Source organism: Pectobacterium actinidiae (assembly GCF_000803315.1).
Lineage (GTDB): Bacteria > Pseudomonadota > Gammaproteobacteria > Enterobacterales > Enterobacteriaceae > Pectobacterium > Pectobacterium actinidiae.
On record NZ_JRMH01000001.1, the window covers coordinates 1 to 18447 of the forward strand.

Consider the following 18447-nt stretch of genomic DNA (forward strand, 5'->3'; position numbering starts at 1 on the left):
TGATGGTTGTGCAGAGAGAAGCGAAAGCGACCTGGTTACAACGGTTGGAATGAAACAGAATTTGCCTGGCGGCGATAGCGCGGTGGTCCCACCTGACCCCATGCCGAACTCAGAAGTGAAACGCCGTAGCGCCGATGGTAGTGTGGGGCTTCCCCATGTGAGAGTAGGGAACTGCCAGGCATCAAACGAGTGGAAAGCCCCTGTCGAGAGACAGGGGCTTTTTGCTATGGGCGTTTGGTGCATGTTGTTTATACGTATGATTTTCTTGCTGTACATTTATTTAGGTCTATCAGGTAGATAGCCGTAGAAAATACGGGATATCGAGAGTTTTTAGGATGTAGGAACCTTTCTACCTTATGAAGTTCGTGTTAGCTATGCGATAACGCGAGCTGTAAAATCTATCATCATGGTGATTTGGTGAGAGCCTGCGTAAGCACGCAGGCAGGATGCTTGGGATTAGTGCAGAATTTGTGAAAGAAATGACTGTGTGCGCTCTGAACGAGGTCTGGAGAAGAAAATATCCGGTGGCGCTTGTTCTACGATCTCTCCCTGATCCATAAAGATCACCCGGTCAGCAACCGTTCTCGCGAAGCCCATTTCGTGCGTTACACACAGCATTGTCATTCCATCTTGTGCCAGCCCAAGCATGGTATCGAGTACCTCTTTCACCATCTCAGGATCCAGCGCGGACGTCGGCTCATCAAATAGCATAATCTTTGGCTTCATGCACAGCGAACGCGCGATGGCTACGCGCTGTTGCTGACCTCCCGATAGCTGTCCTGGAAATTTATGGGCGTGTGCGGCGATACGCACGCGTTCCAGATAGTGCATGGCCAACTCTTCTGCTTCTTTCTTTGGCATGTGGCGTACCCAGCATGGCGCCAGCGTGCAGTTCTGCAACACAGTTAGGTGCGGGAAAAGATTAAAGTGCTGAAACACCATGCCGACTTCAGTACGAATTTTTTCGATATTGCGTAAATCGTTATTCAATTCAATACCGTCAACAACAATCCGCCCCTGCTGATGCTCTTCGAGATGATTAATGCAGCGTATGGTGGTTGATTTCCCTGAGCCAGATGGGCCGCACAGCACGATGCGCTCGCCTTGTCTGACCTGCAAATTGATGTCTTTAAGTACGTGAAATTGCCCGTACCACTTATTCACATTTTCTAAGGTAATCATGTGATCGGGTGATTGAGTGAATGCAGTCTGATTCATGGATGGCCTCAGTGTGACTTGTGTCCGGTGTTAAAACGATTTTCCAGATGTTGGCTGTAGCGCGACATGCTGAAACAGAAAATCCAATAAACCATGGCGGCAAAAACATAACCCTCTGTCGACATACCGAGCCAGGTGGGGTCAACGGTTGCCTGCTGGATACTGCTGAAGAGATCGAAGAGGCCGATGATGATGACCAGACTCGTGTCTTTAAAGAGAGAAATGATCGTATTCACCAGGCCTGGAATCACCATTTTCAGCGCTTGCGGAAGGATGACCAGCCCCTGCATACGCCAGTAGCCTAAGCCCAGGGATTCAGCGGCTTCATACTGTCCTTTTGGAAGCGCCTGTAAGCCACCGCGAACCACTTCAGCGACATAAGCGGACTGGAATAAAATCACGCCAACTAATGCTCTTAGCAGTTTGTCGATAGTGGTGCCTTCCGTTAAAAATAGTGGCAGCATCACGGATGACATAAAAAGTACGGTGATTAACGGGACGCCACGCCAAAATTCGATAAACACGACGGAAAGCATACGGACGATCGGTAGTGTGGAACGGCGGCCTAACGCGAGCAAGATACCAAGCGGTAGCGCGCCGGCGATACCCACAGCGGCGATGATCAACGTCAAGGTTAGCCCGCCCCATTGATACGTTTCCACTCGACTGAGCCCACCAAAACCACCGTAAAGCAACCACCAGGCAATGAGTGGATAAGCTATCGTCCAGACGGCGAGATAACGCCCGCGATAGGGAATGCTTTTCAGGAACATCGGCAGGATACTGAGCAGCCCGATAGCAAGTGCAAAGTTGATGCGCCAGACTTCCTCTGCCGGATACAGCCCATACATGAAATGACCAAATCTGGCATGAATGAAGACCCAACAGGCGCCATCGCGCGTACAGTCATTCCGGGTTGTACCGATCCAGTTTGCCTGAAAGATCGCCCAATTAAGCAGTGGTGGTATCGCAACCCACAGTAACCAGAGGCAAAACAGTGTTAACAGGCTATTGCTGATACTTGAGAAGAGATTGCGTCGAGCCCACTGCATCGTTCTGAACAGAAGAGACTGACGGCCTTGCATATAATGGTTCATCGTCATGGCGTCCTCTTAGCGTTCGACTAATGCGATCTTGCGGTTATACAGATTCATCAGCAGTGAGATCAGCAGACTGATAATGAGGTAGACCGACATGGTAATCGCGATGGTTTCGATGGCCTGACCGGTCTGATTCAACACCGTTCCCGCGAACAAAGACACCATATCGGGGTAGCCAATTGCAGCAGCCAATGATGAATTCTTCACGATATTGAGATACTGGCTGGTCAGTGGCGGAATGATGACGCGCAACGCCTGTGGGAGGATCACTTTGCGCAGCGTAACAGGATTCGGTAATCCGAGAGAGCGAGCCGCCTCGTGTTGGCCATGGGAAACCGATTGGATGCCTGAACGAATGATCTCGGCGATAAACGATGAGGTGTAGACCGAAAGGGCGACAGTCAATGCGGCGAGCTCAGGGATCAATACCATACCGCCACGGAAGTTGAACCCTTTTAATTCCGGCACATCCCAGTGAAAAGCAGAGCCGAAAATCAAATGACTGAGCGCGCACAGCACAAGTAACAGGCCTAACGCCAGCGGCCAGGTTCTGCGTGGCTGGCCGGTTAATGCGTGATAGCGCCGATTGCGCCGAAAGACGATCCATGTGACTACGACCGTGATCAGCAGAGAAAGGAAAAATGCAGCCGTGCCCGGCCCCAATTCAGGAGAGGGAAGATAAAAGCCCCGATTGCTGAGGAAGGCGACATCAAACGCGCTAATTGACTGGCGTGGGCCCGGCAGGTTGCGCAATACGGCAAAGTACCAGAAGAAGATCTGCAATAACGGCGGAATGTTACGGAATATCTCGATGTAAATAGTGGATATTTTCCGTAATAGCCAGTTGTCGGATAGCCGGGCAAGGCCAACGGTAAAGCCGAGAATCGACGCAAACACGATGCACAATGCCGAAACCAGCAGTGTGTTGAATAATCCGACAAGAAAAACGCGAGCGTAGGTGTCACCTTGTTGATAGTCAATCAGGTGCTGGACGATGCCAAAGCCAGCGCTTTTATTCAGGAAATCGAAGCCAGAGGTGATGCCCCTCTGTGCCAGATTGGTCACAGTGTTGTGCAACAGGTAGGCTGCGACAGCTAATACCGCGATAACAACGACAATTTGATACAGCCAGGCGCGCACCGCTGGATTCGTCAGTGATAAATCACCTTTTACGGTTGGGCGTTGTAGCATGCTGGAACCTCGATACGTAATACTGAGGGGCGCAGCAATACACTGCGCCCGGCTTGTTCTGATAATTAACGTACCGCTGGCGCGTACTGAATTCCGCCTTTGTTCCACAGTTCGTTCAGGCCGCGTTTAATTTTCAGCTCGCTGCCCATGCCGACATTACGTTCAAAGATTTCGCCGTAGTTGCCGACCTGTTTAATGATTTTGAAGGCCCAATCATTCGGTAATTTGAGATCTTTACCGTAGCTGCCTTCATGACCAAGCAGGTGAGACATATCTGGTGTAGTCGGTTTTGCTGCCAGTTGGTCGACGTTTTTCGAGGTCACGCCCATCTCTTCCGCATTCAGCATGGCGAATAATGTCCAGCGGACGATCGAGAACCACTCTTCATCACCACGGCGTACTACTGGGCCCAGTGGTTCCTTGGAAATCACTTCTGGCAGGACGATGAATTCAGCTGGTTTGCTCAGCTTGATACGCAGGGCGTACAGCTGTGACTGGTCTGATGCCAGCGTATCGCAGCGGCCAGACTCCAGCGCTTTGGCACTTTCATCAGAGCGGTCGAACGTGACGGGGGTGTACTGCATTTTATGCGTTTTGAAGTAGTCAGCCACGTTCAGCTCGGTATCGGTTCCGGCCTGAATGCAAACGGTTGCGCCGTCCAACTCTTTTGCGCTGGTTAAGCCTGCTTTGTTGTGCGTCAGGAAGCCAATGCCGTCGTAGTAGGTCACGCCGGTAAAGAGCATGCCCATTCCACCGTCGCGGGAAGATGTCCAGGTGGTGTTACGTGAGAGCACGTCAACTTCGCCGGATTGCAGCGCGGTGAAGCGTTCTTTCGCTGTCAGCGGGGTGTATTTGACTTTATTGGCATCACCGAATACGGCGGCAGCAAGGCCGCGACACACGTCAACATCAATACCGGAGTATTTGCCACTGGCATCCGCATAGGAAAAACCGGGCAAGCCATCGCTGATACCACATTGCACAAATCCTTTCTTCTGAATGGCGTCCAGCGTTGCACCAGCATGGGCTTGGTTGATGGCGGCAAAGAGTGACGCGCCAGCAACCAGAGTAGAAATCACTATTCTTTTCATAATCATCCTAGCGTCTAGAGTTATTTGCTGTTTTTGAAGTACACAATAAGGTGCACCCTACCTGTCTGTCGGGATGCCGACGTGAGCAGAGCTAAGCAAATAAAATGCCAATTTTCTATTTGATTGATAATGAAGACGAAAGGAAAGGGTTATTGATCTAAGTAGGTAATTCTAAATGGGTATGCTCGCACCGTGACAAATGCAAAGAGGGGAGTGCGCTCTCTTTTGGTGCGTCAGAATAGAGAGAGTGGGCATCTTCAACCTGTACGCATATTTTCAGGTGTGGGGCTAGTTGTTGAGCAAGGCAAATGAGGAGTGTGGTAGCGTCATCAGCCCAGCGGGTTGCGTGGGCTGATGCAGAAGGCATTACTGTGTGATGTGGCGCTGATAATACTTTTCGAGCTTAACCTGTAGCTGACTTAGCACGGTGCTAAACATCAGGTAAATCAGCGCCGCTTCAACATACAGAATCAGCGGCTCATAAGTAACCGAAACAATGCGCTGAGCGGATAAAAACATCTCTGGCACGGTGATGACGGCGGCCAGCGACGTATCCTTGATTAAAGAGATAAACGTATTGGAGAGTGGTGGCAGCGACACAAAAACGGATTGCGGGAAGATGACCCAACGAATCGCCTGCCTGCCGTTCATACCGAGAGAATAGGCGGCATTCCATTGTCCTTTTGGGACAGACAATATTGCCCCACGGACGATCTCCGAGCTGTAGGCACCCACGCTGATGGTGAAACCAATGAGCGCGGCAGGAAAAGCATCCAGAGTAATCCCCGCGCTGGGCAATCCATAAAAGATCAGGAAAAGCTGCACCAGTAGCGGGGTTCCGCGGATGACCCAAACGTAGAAATCACCCACCCATTTCAGCGGCTTTGGGCCATAGAGGCGAACCAGCGCGATGATAATGCCGAGAGCTAAGCCAAAGATGAAAGACAGAATAGCCAGAGGGACGGTAAATTTCAGTCCCGCAGACAGCAGACTCCAGAAGGAGTCTGCCATGAGTTGTAGCCAAGGCGGCATGAAAACGAGCTCCGGTAACGGTATGCGCTGGTAACAGTGCGATTATTGAGAAACATCCTCCCCGAAGTATCGCACAGATATCGTTTTATAGGTGCCGTCTGCCTTGATTTCATCCAGAGCTTTATTCAATGCTTCCACCAGTGGTTCCTGATTTTTACGCACCAGAATGGCAGAAGGTTCACCGTCTTTTGAGGTTGCCGCAATCTTCACGTTGGCATCTGGTTTCTGCTTTTTGAAATCCAGAAATGACAGATTATCGTTCAATGTGGCATCGGCACGGCCGCTGAGCACCAGATCCAGTGACTGGTTAAAGCCATCCGTCGGCACAATTTCCGCACCGTAGCTGGTGGCTTGCTTAGAGTAATTGCTGGTCAGGCTCTGAGCCGATTTTTTACCTTTCAGATCGCTGAAATCCTTGATAGTGGTGTTATCACCACGAACAACCAGCACCGCTTTGGAGTCGATATAAGGCTTGGAGAAATCATACTTAGCTTGACGTTCTTTGGTTACGCCAACCTGATTGATGACTGCATCATAGCGCTTGGCATCAATCCCCGCGATTAAACCGTCCCAACGTCCTTCAATGAACTGGGCTTTTACGCCGAGCTTTTCTGCCACTGCACGGCCAATATCCACATCGAAACCTACCAATTGGCCTGATTTATCATGATAGGTGTAAGGCGCGTAGGTGCCTTCCGTGCCGATCTTGATAACCCCTGCGGACTTGATGGCGCTAAGGTCATCTGCATGAGCGAATACGCTGGTAGCAAGCAGGGCGCTGGTCAGTAAAGCAAAACGTATTTTTTTCATTATGAATTCCTGTGAGTGGTATAAAGCGATGCGCTTATAACTTTTATTAATAATGAATCTACGCGACAACACATTTGTTTATAAATCACGTTGTGTGATGATTTATATCAGAAGTGAATATAGAACTTTTGTTCTGAATATAGTGCGCTTAAGCCATTTTCACCATGTTGCATAAGAGAGCGAGGGAAATCGGTTACTCGTGAGGATGGACGTAATTGACGATGACAGCGTTCATGGCGGTGTCGAGTCATAAAAGGAGTAACGCGTGGTTGCCGTAGCTATATACCGTTGGTCACAATATATTATGTTGCTGAGATTGTTACCTTGGAGACAGTGAGTATGGAAAGTCACAGTAGGCTGAAAGGTAAAACCGCGTTGATCACTGGTAGTGCGCGTGGAATTGGAAAAGCAATAGCTGAACGGTTTGCGGCGGAAGGGGCAACGTTGATCGGCATTCATGATGTTGAATATTCCGATGCTGCTGAGGAAACGGCGGAACGCGTGCGTCAGCTCGGTACACAGGCTGTCGTCATCCCAGCTGATTTTGCGAGTAACCCAAAACAGGGCAGTCGAAGACTCTGGGCACAATTCAGTCAGGTGTTGAGTGAGACGGGGAGCGGGTTGGATATTCTGGTGAATAATGCAGGGATATCTCCGCTGGCGACGATTGCTGATACCTCTGATGAGCTTTATGACAAGATCATGGCGGTTAATGTGACAGCCCCCTTTTTCCTCATTCAAGCCGCGGGTGCAGAAATGCGGTCAGGGGGAAGTATCATCAATATCTCTTCTGCACGCACACGTATCGCGGCATCAAACAGAGTGGCTTATGCCGCGTCAAAAGGCGCGATTAACGTGTTAACGCTGTCTCTGGCACCGGAATATGGCGCACGAGATATCACCGTTAATGCTATCGCTCCCGGTGTTATCGACACTGAAATGGTGAAGGAGATGCTATCCGATACCCATGTGCGCGAACGTGCAGAGCGGTATTCGGTATTTTCTCGTCTCGGTCAACCCAATGATATTGCCGCGATGGCCGTGTTTCTCGCATCTATAGAGGGGCGCTGGGTAACGGGGCAAGTGTTGGATGTGTCAGGGGGATCATGCCTGTGATGCGTTCCGCCATTTTTACGTCTATCAAACAGTCTGTATTTATATAAATAGTTTTTATTTTTAAATAGTTAAAAGTAATCCGTTGTGCGGTATTACCGTAATCTTGAGGAAGATGATGAGTCATAAACAAGGATTGGAAAAGTACCCAGACGCGCTGCGTTGGGCATTTGGCGACAGCCCCGAACTGGCGAATGAGCTGCTGCAACTGGTGCGGGAAGGGCATAAAACGGCAACCTGTAGCTCGTATCACGCGTTCAAAAACGAGCAAACGCCGCAGGTCGGTGATTACAATATCGTTCTGGACGGTGCCGGACAGCCTTCCTGCGTTATCCGTACGCGCTCGTTAACGCTAGTGCGCTACTGCGATGTGACGGCGGAGATGGCGGCGAAAGAGGGCGAAGGAGATAAAAGCCTGGCTTTCTGGCGCGAAGGCCATCAGACGTTTTTCGAACGAGAAGGCACCTTTGCCCCAGATATGCTGCTGGTGTTTGAAGAGTTTGAGCTGATTGAGGTGTTTTGATTCTGGATTGGTTGTGGCTCAATCTAATCGCTTGGGGAGTACGGGAACAGATGTAGGACCAAGAAAGTACCTTAGTTATAGCGATTCTGATGTGTATGCTTTGATATTGACGATTCAAAGTTAGAACGGTGCATTATATTTTCTGTGCTTGTATCGGAAGTGGAAATTGCCCATGATTTTACAAATTTTAAGAGAGGAATAAATGTCTGTTAAGGATAACTGGGGCAGTCTAAAAAAAGCTCAAAAATGGTTTTGGGGGTTATTGACTCCGGCAGTGATCATAACCTCAGTTTCACTTACTTTTAATTGGGTCTTTTTGTTTCGAATCGGGAGGGAAGACCTGTTCATGCAGGTTGCCACACTGAGAGATCTGTTTTCAACACTAGCGTTTTTTTCAATCGTTAGCATTATATTATATTTACTTGTGTTTTTTACACAGTCATTAATTTCAGTTTTGATTCTCAGAAGAACGGTGGAAAACTTTGAAGATTATAAAAGAATAAAATCCAGGTACTTGTTTTCATTCATAGCGTGCTCAATCCTATCTTCAATAATATTATACTTGATAAGTTATTATTTCCCTAAGGTTGATGCTGAGGATAATAAATGGTTGGTTCCTTCTCAGTTTTTATTGATGGCGATTATAAATATAACGATATGCTTCTTTGGTAACAGGGGTATAATTCATAAAAAAACATATTTTATGACTGTTAAGGAAAAAAGATATTTTTATTTCAGGTATCACATTTTATATCCCGTTCTTTTAGGATTGGCTTCATGGTGTTTTGTTTTCCCGTTGGGTCTTTTGCTCAGGTTTGTTGATTTTCCACCTGACACCAGTCTTTTTATACAAGTGATTTCTCTTAGTGGATTAACTATTCTTATTGTCCTGTTTTCACTAATACCTGGATTAACATATTTGTGGTTGCCTATATCGTTACGTATATCAGAGCAAATATTGAGTGTTACCTTGGCAGTGATAATGGCAATTTTTTTTTCATCAATAATTGCTCCTGTAATCCCAGTACAGATGATTAATCTTTCAATGAAATTATCTGGTATAACAAAATATGACGTTTATAACTATGCAGTGGCTCAAGATAAATATCCTATTGAAATGTTTGAATCTAAAAGCTGGTCTCTTAAAGAAAGTAACAATAAGGATTTTTTGATATTTAAAGGATTCTCTATTTATACAATAGGTTCTATAAGTCTAGTCTGTCCAGAGAATGTTTCAGATGCAATAAGCAAGAGCATGAAGTTTATATTTTTGGATTCTGATTATGATAAAAAGCTGAGGAGTGAATTATCTGCTTCTACAGCTGAGTGCAACGTTATTAATCAAGGGGAGTTTAAATCATGGAAGAGGCCAACATAAGATGTATTAAGGTTGAGCCGGGCTGTACCACGTTTGCTAGCCTGAACGTATCTATATATGTTAGTGCCGTCTAGCTTCTCGCACTGAACAGATCGTCAGACTAAGCACTAGCTCGCACAGCTTACTCCACCTGCGACTACAGTCTCTTCTTTAGGCTGCTTGCGCCAGCGGTTTGTGACCTCACCTGTTGCTGCGGTGATGATATATTTCGCTTTTTCTCAGTAGCTTAAGGCTACTTCCCACTTCAGCAATAACATCGAGCTGGAACCTTACATTCAACGGCTGTGACTTTAGTAATTAACATGGAATAAACAAGTTATTAACAATGAATTCCTCAACTCGCAGATGTCACCGCTCAGCGCGTCCACGTTCAGGCTACTGCCTAAATAGAGGGCAAAGAAAAAGGCGCTTAACCCAATAGGTAAAGCGCCTTTTTTCAAATGCTTAACTGATTAGTATCAGTTCATGCCGTATTTTTTCAATTTCTTACGCAGAGTACCGCGGTTGATGCCCATCATCAGGGCCGCGCGGGTTTGGTTACCGCGGGTGTATTGCATCACCATGTCCAACAGTGGCTGTTCAACTTCAGCCAGTACCAGCTCATACAGGTCACTTACATCCTGACCGTTTAATTGAGCAAAATAGTTCTTCAGTGCCTGTTTAACCGAGTCGCGCAGGGGTTTTTGGGTTACCTGAGCCTGAGAGTTTACAGTGGAAACGGTCAGTACGTCAGAATTCACGCGTTGTTCGAACATAGTTCTGTCAGCTCTTTTTCTGTTTACGCAAGATTTTCAAAATATGCCTTCAACGCCTCCAGCTGCTCGCTGGCATCCTCAATGGCGTTGAATGTGCGCCTAAACTGGTCGTTTGGGGCATGCTCCTGGAGATACCAGGATACGTGCTTACGAGCGATACGAAATCCCTTGCCTGGACCATAAAAGTCGTGCAATTCCCGTATATGCTCGATCAACAAGCGCTTGACCTCTGCCAATGGCATCGGTGCCAGCAACTCCCCTGTGTCCAGATAATGCTGGATTTCCCGAAAGATCCAGGGTCTTCCCTGAGCGGCTCGTCCTATCATCAGGGCGTCAGCCCCAGTGTAGTCAAGAACCGCTCTGGCTTTATGCGGGTCTGTAATGTCGCCATTCGCAATAATAGGAATGGAAACGGCCTGCTTAACTGCCCGAATGCTGTCGTATTCTGCGAAACCATTGAACAGGCACGCACGGGTGCGTCCGTGAATGGTTAACGCCTGAATGCCACAGTCTTCAGCCAATTTGGCAATTTCTACACAGTTGCGGTGCTCTGGTGCCCAACCGGTTCGGATCTTCAGTGTTACCGGTACGTCTACCGCTTTCACTACCGTAGAGAGGATCTGTTTGACCAAATCCGGATACTGCAATAACGCAGATCCTGCCATCTTGCGGTTCACCTTCTTCGCCGGGCAGCCCATATTGATGTCGATGATCTGCGCGCCGGAATCAGCGTTGATTCTCGCTGCCGCCGCCATCTCATCGGGGTCACAACCGGCAATTTGCACGGCTCTGATACCCGGTTCATCGCTATGTACCATTCGCAAACGCGACTTGTCTGAACGCCACACTTCCGGGTTGGAAGAAAGCATTTCAGACACGGTCATTCCAGCGCCCATCGCATGACAGAGTGCTCTAAATGGGCGATCGCTAATACCAGCCATTGGGGCTGCTATCAAGCGATTACTAAGCTGAAATTGTCCAATGTGCATAGACAAAAATTGACCATACTGTGCCTGCAAGGGCGCGTATATTACGCATTTTTTACGTCAGATGAAAGGCCAAACTTTGACCAATTTACGGCTATCGATCAATGAAAATGCAGTTCGTAGAGGTATATAAAAATATTATTCATATTTAACAGTGCGTTATGTTTTTGTGTTGGTTTTTTGCTCGGTAAAATATTCATCTGCTTACAGAATTTTATCTGTAGGCGCGGTCATTTTTAGTGGAGATACAGCAGGCTATCAATGTTTTATTAGTGAAATGCGTTGGTTTGTGCGGCTAAAAAGAACGTTGATTTGTCTGAGGCTGGCCGACGAATGGCCTTGCCAGCCTCGCGAAGTGGCTTAATGGATGATGATTCGGCCATTAAGCGGCTGTAGGGGGCGATTGTTGGCGTGATGCATGACCAGGCTGAACTGGTTTATTTGTTCGGCTGAGGCGGTGACGGGATGATCCAGTACCAGCCAGCGAATGCCTTCCGAGCACGGTGGTGTCGTCAGTGATCCACTGAACCGATAGTAGTTTAACGACGAAGGTAACAAGGCCTGAATCGCGATTGGCGTGCGCACGTCCTCTGCCTGATTAACCTGAGCCGGAATCTGCTGCCATATCGTGGCTAACGGCTGATTGGCCTCTCCTTCCTGAAACATCAGCGCAATAACGGTGAGCGCACCAGACGCGTCTTTATAGACAAAATGGCCTTCCAGTGGAAACTGTTTACTGTCAATTTCATTCTCGCTCGGTGCGTGAAAGTGAAACTGCTGCAAGGTGAATGTCTCGTTATCCAATACCAGCGTATTCTCCGCGCTGACGTTCACCTGAACGGTATGCCCATTGTTGATAATCTGCTGTGTCCCAGGCAGGAAAGCCAGCTGTAAGGGGGCATGTTGAGCGCTCAGTGCCTGGCGGATATTGATAGGAGATTGGTTTTTACCGGTTTCACACAGTGAGAAGTCTGGAGACAGCTTTCCCCAGTGTGCGGGATCGCCGTTGCCTTCATAGCCCCAGTGCACCGGATCGGCTGCCAAAGCGGAAAAGCTGGCCGACAGCATAAGTACGATAGAGAGTTTACCTTTCATTTTTCATCCCTTGAAAATAATGATACGGCATCGTTGAGTGCCGGCTGCATCATACGCCAGCTTTTCGGGATAAATAATGAGGTATAACAAGAAGTGCGCCCACCGTTGCACGTACGGTGGGCGATAAGAAAGTGGTGTTAAACGGCTTTTCTGATACCCGTAATGCGGCACCACTCTTCGCGTTCAGCCACCGGATCGAGCGTGAATTTGTCTGCGTAGGCTTCTGCGACGCCTTCGGCCTGCGTGGCGAGTACGCCGGACAGGCCGAGGTGACCGCCTGCTTTTGGCAGATCGCTAATCAGCGGTGCCAACTCGCGCAGCGGGCCAGCAAGGATGTTGGCGACGACGACATCGGCAGACAGGTCGGCAGGCTGGTCTTTCGGCAGATAAAGCTCAAGACGCTCAGAAACGCCGTTGCGCTGTGCGTTGTCGCGGCTGGCCTGAATCGCCTGTGGATCGATATCAATCCCGATAGCACGTGCTGCACCCAGTTTCAGCGCTGCAATCGCCAGAATGCCGGAACCGCAGCCGAAATCGATGATTGTTTTACCTTCCAGATCCAGCCCATCGAGCCATTGCAGGCACAACGCGGTTGTTGGGTGAGTGCCAGTGCCGAACGCCAGACCGGGGTCGAGCATCACGTTGACGGCGTTCGGGTCAGGAATCTCACGCCAGCTTGGGCAAATCCACAGACGTTTGCCGAACTGCATCGGGTGGAAGTTATCCATCCACTCGCGCTCCCAGTCTTTGTCTTCCAACTGCTCGATTTTGTGTTTAAAACCTGCGCCCAGCAGCGGCTCTTGCTCCAGCACGGCGATAACCGCGTTCATATCGGTTTCGGCATCGTACAGCGCAATGGCGTCAGTATCACCCCACAGGCGAGTTTCGCCTGGCAGCGGTTCGAACACGGGGTTATCGTGCGTATCCTGAAACGTAACGGATACCGCACCGCTTTCCATCATGACGTCACCCAGTTGTTCAGCAACCTTTCCTGAGGTGTTTATTTTCAGTTGAATCCACGGCATAGCAGTCTCTATTACATTTAAAGTGAAGATGAAGCGGCAACCGGCTCTGGTGGATTATGACCAAAGCGGTTGCCAATAATAAACGCCATCAGGCTGAGTAACAGCGATGGCACAATCGGGTGATAGCCAGCCAACTGAAGATTGAAGCTAGCCAGTAAGGTATAGCAAATCGCCCCGGTGAACATGGCGCTAAGCGCGCCTGCGGCATTCGCGCGCTCCCAATACAGACCCAGCACCAGCGGCCACAGGAACACGGCTTCCAGCCCACCAAATGCCAGCAGATTCAGCCAGATGATCATATCCGGTGGCCGTAAGGAGGCCAGCAGTACCAGCAGACCCAACACCAGGGTGGTCATGCTGGACAGAATCTTAATGCGGCGTTCGTTATGGATCTGCTGCGGACGCACGCTGAGATAGAGATCTTTGATGATCGTCGCGGAGGCCTGAAGCAGATGCGCATTAATGTTGGACATGATAGCGGCCATTGGCGCGGCGAGAAAGATCCCCGCGGCCAGCGGCGGTAGGACGGTGACCATCAGCGCCGGTAACACCTGATCGGGAATCGTCAGATTCGGCATCACAGCACGACCCAGCGCACCGGCCAGATGCATGCCGAGCATCAGTATGCCGATGACGATCGTGCCGATAATAATCCCACGGTGCAGCGCCTTGCTGTCGCGGTAAGAGATACAGCGCACGGCGGTGTTTGGCAGGCCGATGACCCCGAAGCAGACCAGCACCCAGAATGAAGCCATAAACGGCATCGACAGAATGCCGTTGCTGCCCTGTGGCGACACCAGCATTGGGTCGATCTGTTGCAGCTTATCGACCGCGCTGTGCAAACCGCCAGCAGCATAGATCACGCCGACCAGCAGGATGACGGTGCCGATCAACATCACGATGCCCTGCATCGCATCATTGAGCACGCTGGCGCGGAAACCGCCAAACGTGGTGTACAGCGCGATAGTGACGCCGAAAATCAGCAGACCGATGTCGTAAGGGATGTTCGCTGCGGTTTCCAGCAGGCGCGCACCGCCGATGAACTGTACGGCCATCGCGCCGATAAACGCGACCAGCAGGCTGATGCTGGCGAACCAAACCAGCAGTGGGCTGTTGTAGCGGGCGTACAGCATGTCGTTCAGCGTGATGGCGTTATAGCGCCGCGCCAGAATGGCGAATTTTTTCCCCAGAATCCCCAGCGACAGTAGCATAGTAGGAAGCTGGATCATCGACAGCAGCACCCAGCCCAGCCCGTATTTATACGCGGCACCCGGCCCGCCGATAAAGGAGCTGGCACTGACGTACGTACCGATGAGCGTCATCGCCAGAACAAACCCGCCCATCGAGCGGCCGCCGAGGAAATACTCGTTAAGAAAGTTACCCGCCTGACGGCGACGGTACGCGTAGACTGACAGCCCGAAGACCAGCAGCAGGTAGCCAATCAGCGGCAATAAGATTTCAATTTGCATCGTCACTCTCCAGTGAGATATCGCGGAAAATAACGCGCACCATCAGCCAGCACAGCAGCGTAAACACGAGCGGCAGCAGTAGGCAGGCCATCTCAAACCAGTGTGGAAGGCCGGTGATCCCTTGCGTGTTGTCAGGCAAATAGGCGGCAAGCACCCAGGCCACTAAATAAACCAGCGTCAGGCCAAAAGCCCAGCGGGCCTCTTTGTGCGCCTGAGGAAAGCGTGTATCCATGTTCTTCTCCACCGTAAATGGGAGGATTGGCATCGTTATGAACGTCGTGATGACGAAAGCGGGAATTTTACGGCATGTGAGCCAATTGACTAGTAAGAATTACGCCATCAGCGTAAAAGCCAGCCGTGGGGTACGTATTGTCTGACAACAAAAGCCAGCTTTGCGATAGGTGTTAACAAGGAAGTATGACGCGCGGTCTTACCGTTCTATTTCGGTTTGGTGAGTAACAGAGCAGGACGGAAATAACACTTATCTCGCCAAAAAATAATACTAAATGAGTATCCTGGCTTATTAATCTTGAGGTAATTAGTTAATGATGGACGTCACATCGCATTATTTTCTCAGGAGAACGTTTACTATAGGGCTATTATTTATCGTCTGCTATTCCAGTGCGGAATAGTTAAAGATGAACCAAAGGAGTCGTTATGTCAGTTTCAGCAAGAAATCAGCTTTCGGGTGTTGTGTCTTCCATTGTTGAGGGTGCGGTAAACAATGAAGTCGCACTGACCCTGGAAAGTGGGGATAAGTTAACGACGGTGATTACACGAGCCAGTTGTCAATCGATGGACCTGGCCGTTGGCAAGCCAGCGATAGCGTTGGTGAAAGCACCTTGGGTCATTCTGGCATCCGCCGAATGTGGTTTGAATTTTTCTGCCCGCAATCAGTTTCACGGCAAAGTGAGTGCCGTGGTTAAAGGTGCCGTAAACTCGACGGTACAACTGGTTACCACTGGTGGGTTGACGCTGACCTCAACCGTTACCAATGAAAGCCTGGAAGACATGCACATTGATGTAGGCAGTGAATTGATTGCTCTGGTTAAGGCTTCCAGTATTATTCTGGCTACCCGTAAATAATTGCGTTTTCTTTAGCGAATTTAAATAGCTCTTATTTCCCGTTTGAATAGCTAATACACCCTAAATAATTCGAGTTGCAGGAACGCTGCTAGCAGCGACCCTACAACTTGAAGTATGACGGGTATATCAGGTATTGCTGGGAGTGTGATGGGGATTATTTAAGAAATATACATCAGCATAAATAACAAAGGCCAGCTTGTGCTGGCCTTTTGACTCGATTACGCAGTCTTTACTGCAAGCCGAGTTTCTTCTCCAGATAGTGGATGTTCGTGCCACCTCTCTGGAAGTTTTCGTCGCTCATGATCTTCATCTGAAGTTCGATGTTGGTTTTGATGCCATCGATAATCAGTTCAGCCAGCGCGTTCTTCATACGGGAAATCGCGATTTCGCGCGTTTCGCCGTAGGTGATCAGCTTGCCGATCATGGAATCGTAATATGGCGGCACGGTATAACCGGCGTAAATATGCGATTCCCAACGAACACCAAAGCCGCCCGGCGCGTGGAAACGCGTGATTTTACCTGGGCTTGGCAGGAAAGAGTTCGGGTCTTCCGCGTTGATACGGCATTCCACCGCATGGCCGCGAACCTTAACGTCTTTCTGCTTGATGGACAGCGGCAGACCAGCAGCAATACGCAGCTGTTCTTTGATCAGATCCACGCCGGTAATCATCTCGGTGACCGGATGCTCCACCTGAATACGGGTGTTCATTTCAATGAAGTAGAACTCACCGTTTTCGTACAGGAACTCGAACGTACCCGCGCCGCGATAGTTGATATCGATACAGGCTTTCGCGCAGCGATCGCCGATATTGCGGCGCAGTTCATCGGTAATGCCCGGTGCTGGCGCTTCTTCCACCACTTTCTGGTGGCGACGCTGCATGGAGCAGTCACGCTCGGCCAGATAAACGGCGTGACCCTGACCGTCAGCCAGTACCTGAATTTCCACGTGACGCGGGTTTTCCAGGTATTTTTCCATGTAAACCATGTCGTTGTTGAAAGCCGCTTTGGCTTCCGCACGGGTCATGTTGATGGATTGTTCCAGCTCTTTGTCGCTGCGCACGACGCGCATACCACGACCGCCGCCGCCGCCAGAGGCTTTGATGATGACCGGATAGCCGATGCGTTTTGCATGAGCACGGTTAGCGTCCATGTCACCGTCTAACGGGCCATCAGAGCCAGGTACGGTTGGAACACCTGCTTTTTTCATGGCGGTGATGGCAGACACTTTGTCGCCCATCAGGCGAATAGTTTCTGCACGAGGGCCGATGAAAATAAAGCCGGAACGTTCAACCTGCTCGGCAAAATCTGCGTTTTCGGACAGGAAGCCGTAGCCTGGGTGAATCGCGACGGCACCGGTGATTTCCGCAGCGGAAATAATCGCTGGGATGTTCAGATAGCTTTTTGTTGACGGAGCCGGGCCGATACACACGGTTTCGTCCGCCAGCAATACGTGTTTCAAATCGCGATCCGCACTGGAGTGAACGGCGACGGTTTTGATGCCCAGCTCTTTACAGGCACGCAAAATACGCAGCGCGATCTCTCCGCGGTTAGCGATAACGATTTTATCTAGCATGATAAGCCTCGTTATTCGATGACAATCAGTGGCTCGTCAAATTCGACTGGCTGACCGCTTTCGAGCAGAATGGCCTTAACCACGCCCGCTTTGTCGGCTTCGATCTGGTTCATCATTTTCATGGCTTCGACGATGCACAGGGTATCGCCAACGTTGACGCGCTGACCCACTTCCACGAAGGCTTTAGCATCCGGGCTTGGGGTGCGATAGAAGGTTCCAACCATTGGAGAACGAACGATGTGTCCACTGATGGCAGCCGGTGCGGCAGCAGCTTCCACTGGCGCTGGTGCAACGGCGGCAGCCAGAGCAGGCTGTGGCTGCATCATTGGCGTAGCGTAAGCCTGTTGCATCATCGGGTAGTTAACCGCAGCTGGGGCACGACTGATACGTACTGATTCTTCACCTTCAGAAATTTCCAGTTCGGCGATGCCGGACTCTTCAACCAGTTCGATCAGTTTTTTGATTTTACGAATATCCATGGATGTGGTTCCGTACTCTTTTGTTTAATTGGAAGTTGACAGGCGTTTTACCGCCGTCTGTAAAGCATACTGATAACCATCTGCCCCCAGGCCACATATCACGCCTACCGCAACATCAGAAAGATAGGAGTGATGACGAAAAGGCTCACGTGCGTGCACGTTGGACAGATGAATTTCGATAAACGGAATCGCGACCGCCAGCAGGGCATCACGCAGCGCCACGCTGGTGTGGGTGAATGCCGCCGGGTTAATCAGAATGAAGTCTGTGTTTCCTCTGGCCTGATGGATGGTATCGATCAGGACATGTTCCGCGTTGGATTGCAGATGGGAAAACTTCACGTTCATTGTCTGCGCCTGTGTTTCCAGTTCGCTCACAATGTCTGCTAGCGTCGTACTACCGTATTTGTCGGGCTCTCGGGTTCCTAGCAGATTCAGGTTTGGACCGTTCAAGAGCAAAATGTGAAACTTTTCTGCCATTGTGCTGCTATCTCCCGCGATTGACCAAGATTGCCAAAACCGTGTC

Annotated in this window: 19 protein-coding genes and 1 rRNA gene; 5 read left to right on the forward strand and 15 right to left on the reverse strand. The window is 49.8% G+C overall.

Annotated features, from left to right (window positions below; all coding sequences use genetic code 11):
• Window positions 1-64 precede the first annotated feature (64 nt).
• Window positions 65-180, forward strand: a 5S ribosomal RNA gene (gene rrf, locus KKH3_RS00005).
• Window positions 181-456: 276 nt separating this feature from the next.
• On the opposite strand, the gene KKH3_RS00010 is transcribed toward rrf, so the two are convergent.
• The 6 genes from KKH3_RS00010 to KKH3_RS00035 all read right to left on the reverse strand — a co-directional run bounded on the left by KKH3_RS00010 (window position 457) and on the right by KKH3_RS00035 (window position 6442).
• A complete protein-coding gene (locus KKH3_RS00010) occupies window positions 457-1218 on the reverse strand; it encodes an amino acid ABC transporter ATP-binding protein (protein ID WP_039354499.1) in 762 nt (253 codons plus the stop codon).
• An 8-nt stretch (window positions 1219-1226) separates the two neighbouring features.
• Window positions 1227-2321, reverse strand: a complete 1095-nt coding sequence (locus tag KKH3_RS00015) for an amino acid ABC transporter permease (protein ID WP_039354502.1) — start codon at window positions 2319-2321, stop codon at window positions 1227-1229.
• A gap of 9 nt (window positions 2322-2330) precedes the next feature.
• Complete coding sequence (locus KKH3_RS00020) at window positions 2331-3509, reverse strand: amino acid ABC transporter permease (protein ID WP_039354505.1); 1179 nt, start codon at window positions 3507-3509, stop codon at window positions 2331-2333.
• 65 nt (window positions 3510-3574) lie between these two features.
• Window positions 3575-4600: an amino acid ABC transporter substrate-binding protein gene (locus tag KKH3_RS00025; protein ID WP_005975324.1), complete on the reverse strand. Its 1026-nt coding sequence runs from the start codon at window positions 4598-4600 to the stop codon at window positions 3575-3577.
• 366 nt (window positions 4601-4966) lie between these two features.
• Window positions 4967-5632 carry an amino acid ABC transporter permease gene (locus KKH3_RS00030; protein WP_010300238.1) on the reverse strand — a complete coding sequence of 222 codons (666 nt, stop codon included), beginning with the start codon at window positions 5630-5632 and terminating at the stop codon, window positions 4967-4969.
• A 42-nt stretch (window positions 5633-5674) separates the two neighbouring features.
• Window positions 5675-6442, reverse strand: a complete 768-nt coding sequence (locus KKH3_RS00035; RefSeq protein ID WP_039354508.1) for an amino acid ABC transporter substrate-binding protein — start codon at window positions 6440-6442, stop codon at window positions 5675-5677.
• 339 nt (window positions 6443-6781) lie between these two features.
• Here KKH3_RS00035 and KKH3_RS00040 point away from each other — a divergent pair, with 339 nt between their 5' ends.
• The 3 genes from KKH3_RS00040 (at window position 6782) to KKH3_RS00050 (ending at window position 9456) form a co-directional block, all read left to right on the forward strand.
• Window positions 6782-7558 (forward strand): SDR family NAD(P)-dependent oxidoreductase, encoded by a 777-nt coding sequence (locus tag KKH3_RS00040; protein WP_039354511.1) that lies wholly within the window; start codon window positions 6782-6784, stop codon window positions 7556-7558.
• A gap of 115 nt (window positions 7559-7673) precedes the next feature.
• Entirely contained in the window at window positions 7674-8078 is a 405-nt protein-coding gene (locus KKH3_RS00045; RefSeq protein WP_039354514.1) for an ASCH domain-containing protein, read from the forward strand.
• A gap of 202 nt (window positions 8079-8280) precedes the next feature.
• Window positions 8281-9456, forward strand: a complete 1176-nt coding sequence (locus KKH3_RS00050; RefSeq protein ID WP_039354518.1) for a hypothetical protein — start codon at window positions 8281-8283, stop codon at window positions 9454-9456.
• Between the two features lie 458 nt (window positions 9457-9914).
• Here the strand turns inward: KKH3_RS00050 and fis are convergent, their stop codons facing one another.
• The 6 genes from fis to KKH3_RS00080 all read right to left on the reverse strand — a co-directional run bounded on the left by fis (window position 9915) and on the right by KKH3_RS00080 (window position 15018).
• Window positions 9915-10211 (reverse strand): DNA-binding transcriptional regulator Fis, encoded by a 297-nt coding sequence (fis, locus tag KKH3_RS00055; protein ID WP_005975342.1) that lies wholly within the window; start codon window positions 10209-10211, stop codon window positions 9915-9917.
• A gap of 23 nt (window positions 10212-10234) precedes the next feature.
• Window positions 10235-11200 carry a tRNA dihydrouridine synthase DusB gene (gene dusB / locus KKH3_RS00060; RefSeq protein ID WP_010300275.1) on the reverse strand — a complete coding sequence of 322 codons (966 nt, stop codon included), beginning with the start codon at window positions 11198-11200 and terminating at the stop codon, window positions 10235-10237.
• Window positions 11201-11557: 357 nt separating this feature from the next.
• Window positions 11558-12292 (reverse strand): carbonic anhydrase, encoded by a 735-nt coding sequence (locus tag KKH3_RS00065; protein ID WP_039354521.1) that lies wholly within the window; start codon window positions 12290-12292, stop codon window positions 11558-11560.
• A 137-nt stretch (window positions 12293-12429) separates the two neighbouring features.
• Window positions 12430-13317 (reverse strand): 50S ribosomal protein L11 methyltransferase, encoded by an 888-nt coding sequence (prmA, locus tag KKH3_RS00070; RefSeq protein ID WP_039354524.1) that lies wholly within the window; start codon window positions 13315-13317, stop codon window positions 12430-12432.
• 17 nt (window positions 13318-13334) lie between these two features.
• Window positions 13335-14786 carry a sodium/pantothenate symporter gene (gene panF, locus KKH3_RS00075; protein ID WP_039354527.1) on the reverse strand — a complete coding sequence of 484 codons (1452 nt, stop codon included), beginning with the start codon at window positions 14784-14786 and terminating at the stop codon, window positions 13335-13337.
• Complete coding sequence (locus KKH3_RS00080; protein WP_010681541.1) at window positions 14776-15018, reverse strand: YhdT family protein; 243 nt, start codon at window positions 15016-15018, stop codon at window positions 14776-14778. Before KKH3_RS00080 ends, panF begins: the two co-directional genes overlap by 11 nt.
• Before the next feature lie 425 nt (window positions 15019-15443).
• Between KKH3_RS00080 and KKH3_RS00085 the strand changes: the two genes are divergently transcribed.
• Window positions 15444-15872, forward strand: a complete 429-nt coding sequence (locus tag KKH3_RS00085; RefSeq protein ID WP_039354530.1) for a TOBE domain-containing protein — start codon at window positions 15444-15446, stop codon at window positions 15870-15872.
• A gap of 229 nt (window positions 15873-16101) precedes the next feature.
• Here the strand turns inward: KKH3_RS00085 and accC are convergent, their stop codons facing one another.
• The 3 genes from accC to aroQ are packed head-to-tail and all read right to left on the reverse strand — an operon-like array spanning window position 16102 to window position 18401.
• Window positions 16102-17445: an acetyl-CoA carboxylase biotin carboxylase subunit gene (gene accC, locus KKH3_RS00090; protein ID WP_039354533.1), complete on the reverse strand. Its 1344-nt coding sequence runs from the start codon at window positions 17443-17445 to the stop codon at window positions 16102-16104.
• Window positions 17446-17456: 11 nt separating this feature from the next.
• Window positions 17457-17924 (reverse strand): acetyl-CoA carboxylase biotin carboxyl carrier protein, encoded by a 468-nt coding sequence (gene accB, locus KKH3_RS00095; protein WP_039354536.1) that lies wholly within the window; start codon window positions 17922-17924, stop codon window positions 17457-17459.
• A 24-nt stretch (window positions 17925-17948) separates the two neighbouring features.
• Window positions 17949-18401 (reverse strand): type II 3-dehydroquinate dehydratase, encoded by a 453-nt coding sequence (aroQ, locus tag KKH3_RS00100; RefSeq protein WP_039354539.1) that lies wholly within the window; start codon window positions 18399-18401, stop codon window positions 17949-17951.
• Window positions 18402-18447: the final 46 nt, after the last annotated feature.

Bases quoted from the DNA above. Each gene is read 5' to 3' on its own strand.
- KKH3_RS00020 (WP_039354505.1), bottom strand. From the start codon at position 3,509: ATGCTACAACGCCCAACCGTAAAAGGTGATTTATCACTGACGAATCCA.
- fis (WP_005975342.1), bottom strand. From the start codon at position 10,211: ATGTTCGAACAACGCGTGAATTCTGACGTACTGACCGTTTCCACTGTA.
- KKH3_RS00065 (WP_039354521.1), bottom strand. From the start codon at position 12,292: ATGAAAGGTAAACTCTCTATCGTACTTATGCTGTCGGCCAGCTTTTCC.
- KKH3_RS00080 (WP_010681541.1), bottom strand. From the start codon at position 15,018: ATGGATACACGCTTTCCTCAGGCGCACAAAGAGGCCCGCTGGGCTTTT.
- accC (WP_039354533.1), bottom strand. From the start codon at position 17,445: ATGCTAGATAAAATCGTTATCGCTAACCGCGGAGAGATCGCGCTGCGT.
- panF (WP_039354527.1), bottom strand. From the start codon at position 14,786: ATGCAAATTGAAATCTTATTGCCGCTGATTGGCTACCTGCTGCTGGTC.
- KKH3_RS00035 (WP_039354508.1), bottom strand. From the start codon at position 6,442: ATGAAAAAAATACGTTTTGCTTTACTGACCAGCGCCCTGCTTGCTACC.
- KKH3_RS00025 (WP_005975324.1), bottom strand. From the start codon at position 4,600: ATGAAAAGAATAGTGATTTCTACTCTGGTTGCTGGCGCGTCACTCTTT.
- KKH3_RS00045 (WP_039354514.1), top strand. From the start codon at position 7,674: ATGAGTCATAAACAAGGATTGGAAAAGTACCCAGACGCGCTGCGTTGG.
- KKH3_RS00015 (WP_039354502.1), bottom strand. From the start codon at position 2,321: ATGACGATGAACCATTATATGCAAGGCCGTCAGTCTCTTCTGTTCAGA.
- KKH3_RS00085 (WP_039354530.1), top strand. From the start codon at position 15,444: ATGTCAGTTTCAGCAAGAAATCAGCTTTCGGGTGTTGTGTCTTCCATT.
- KKH3_RS00010 (WP_039354499.1), bottom strand. From the start codon at position 1,218: ATGAATCAGACTGCATTCACTCAATCACCCGATCACATGATTACCTTA.
- accB (WP_039354536.1), bottom strand. From the start codon at position 17,924: ATGGATATTCGTAAAATCAAAAAACTGATCGAACTGGTTGAAGAGTCC.
- KKH3_RS00040 (WP_039354511.1), top strand. From the start codon at position 6,782: ATGGAAAGTCACAGTAGGCTGAAAGGTAAAACCGCGTTGATCACTGGT.
- dusB (WP_010300275.1), bottom strand. From the start codon at position 11,200: ATGCACATTGGACAATTTCAGCTTAGTAATCGCTTGATAGCAGCCCCA.
- KKH3_RS00030 (WP_010300238.1), bottom strand. From the start codon at position 5,632: ATGCCGCCTTGGCTACAACTCATGGCAGACTCCTTCTGGAGTCTGCTG.
- prmA (WP_039354524.1), bottom strand. From the start codon at position 13,317: ATGCCGTGGATTCAACTGAAAATAAACACCTCAGGAAAGGTTGCTGAA.
- KKH3_RS00050 (WP_039354518.1), top strand. From the start codon at position 8,281: ATGTCTGTTAAGGATAACTGGGGCAGTCTAAAAAAAGCTCAAAAATGG.
- aroQ (WP_039354539.1), bottom strand. From the start codon at position 18,401: ATGGCAGAAAAGTTTCACATTTTGCTCTTGAACGGTCCAAACCTGAAT.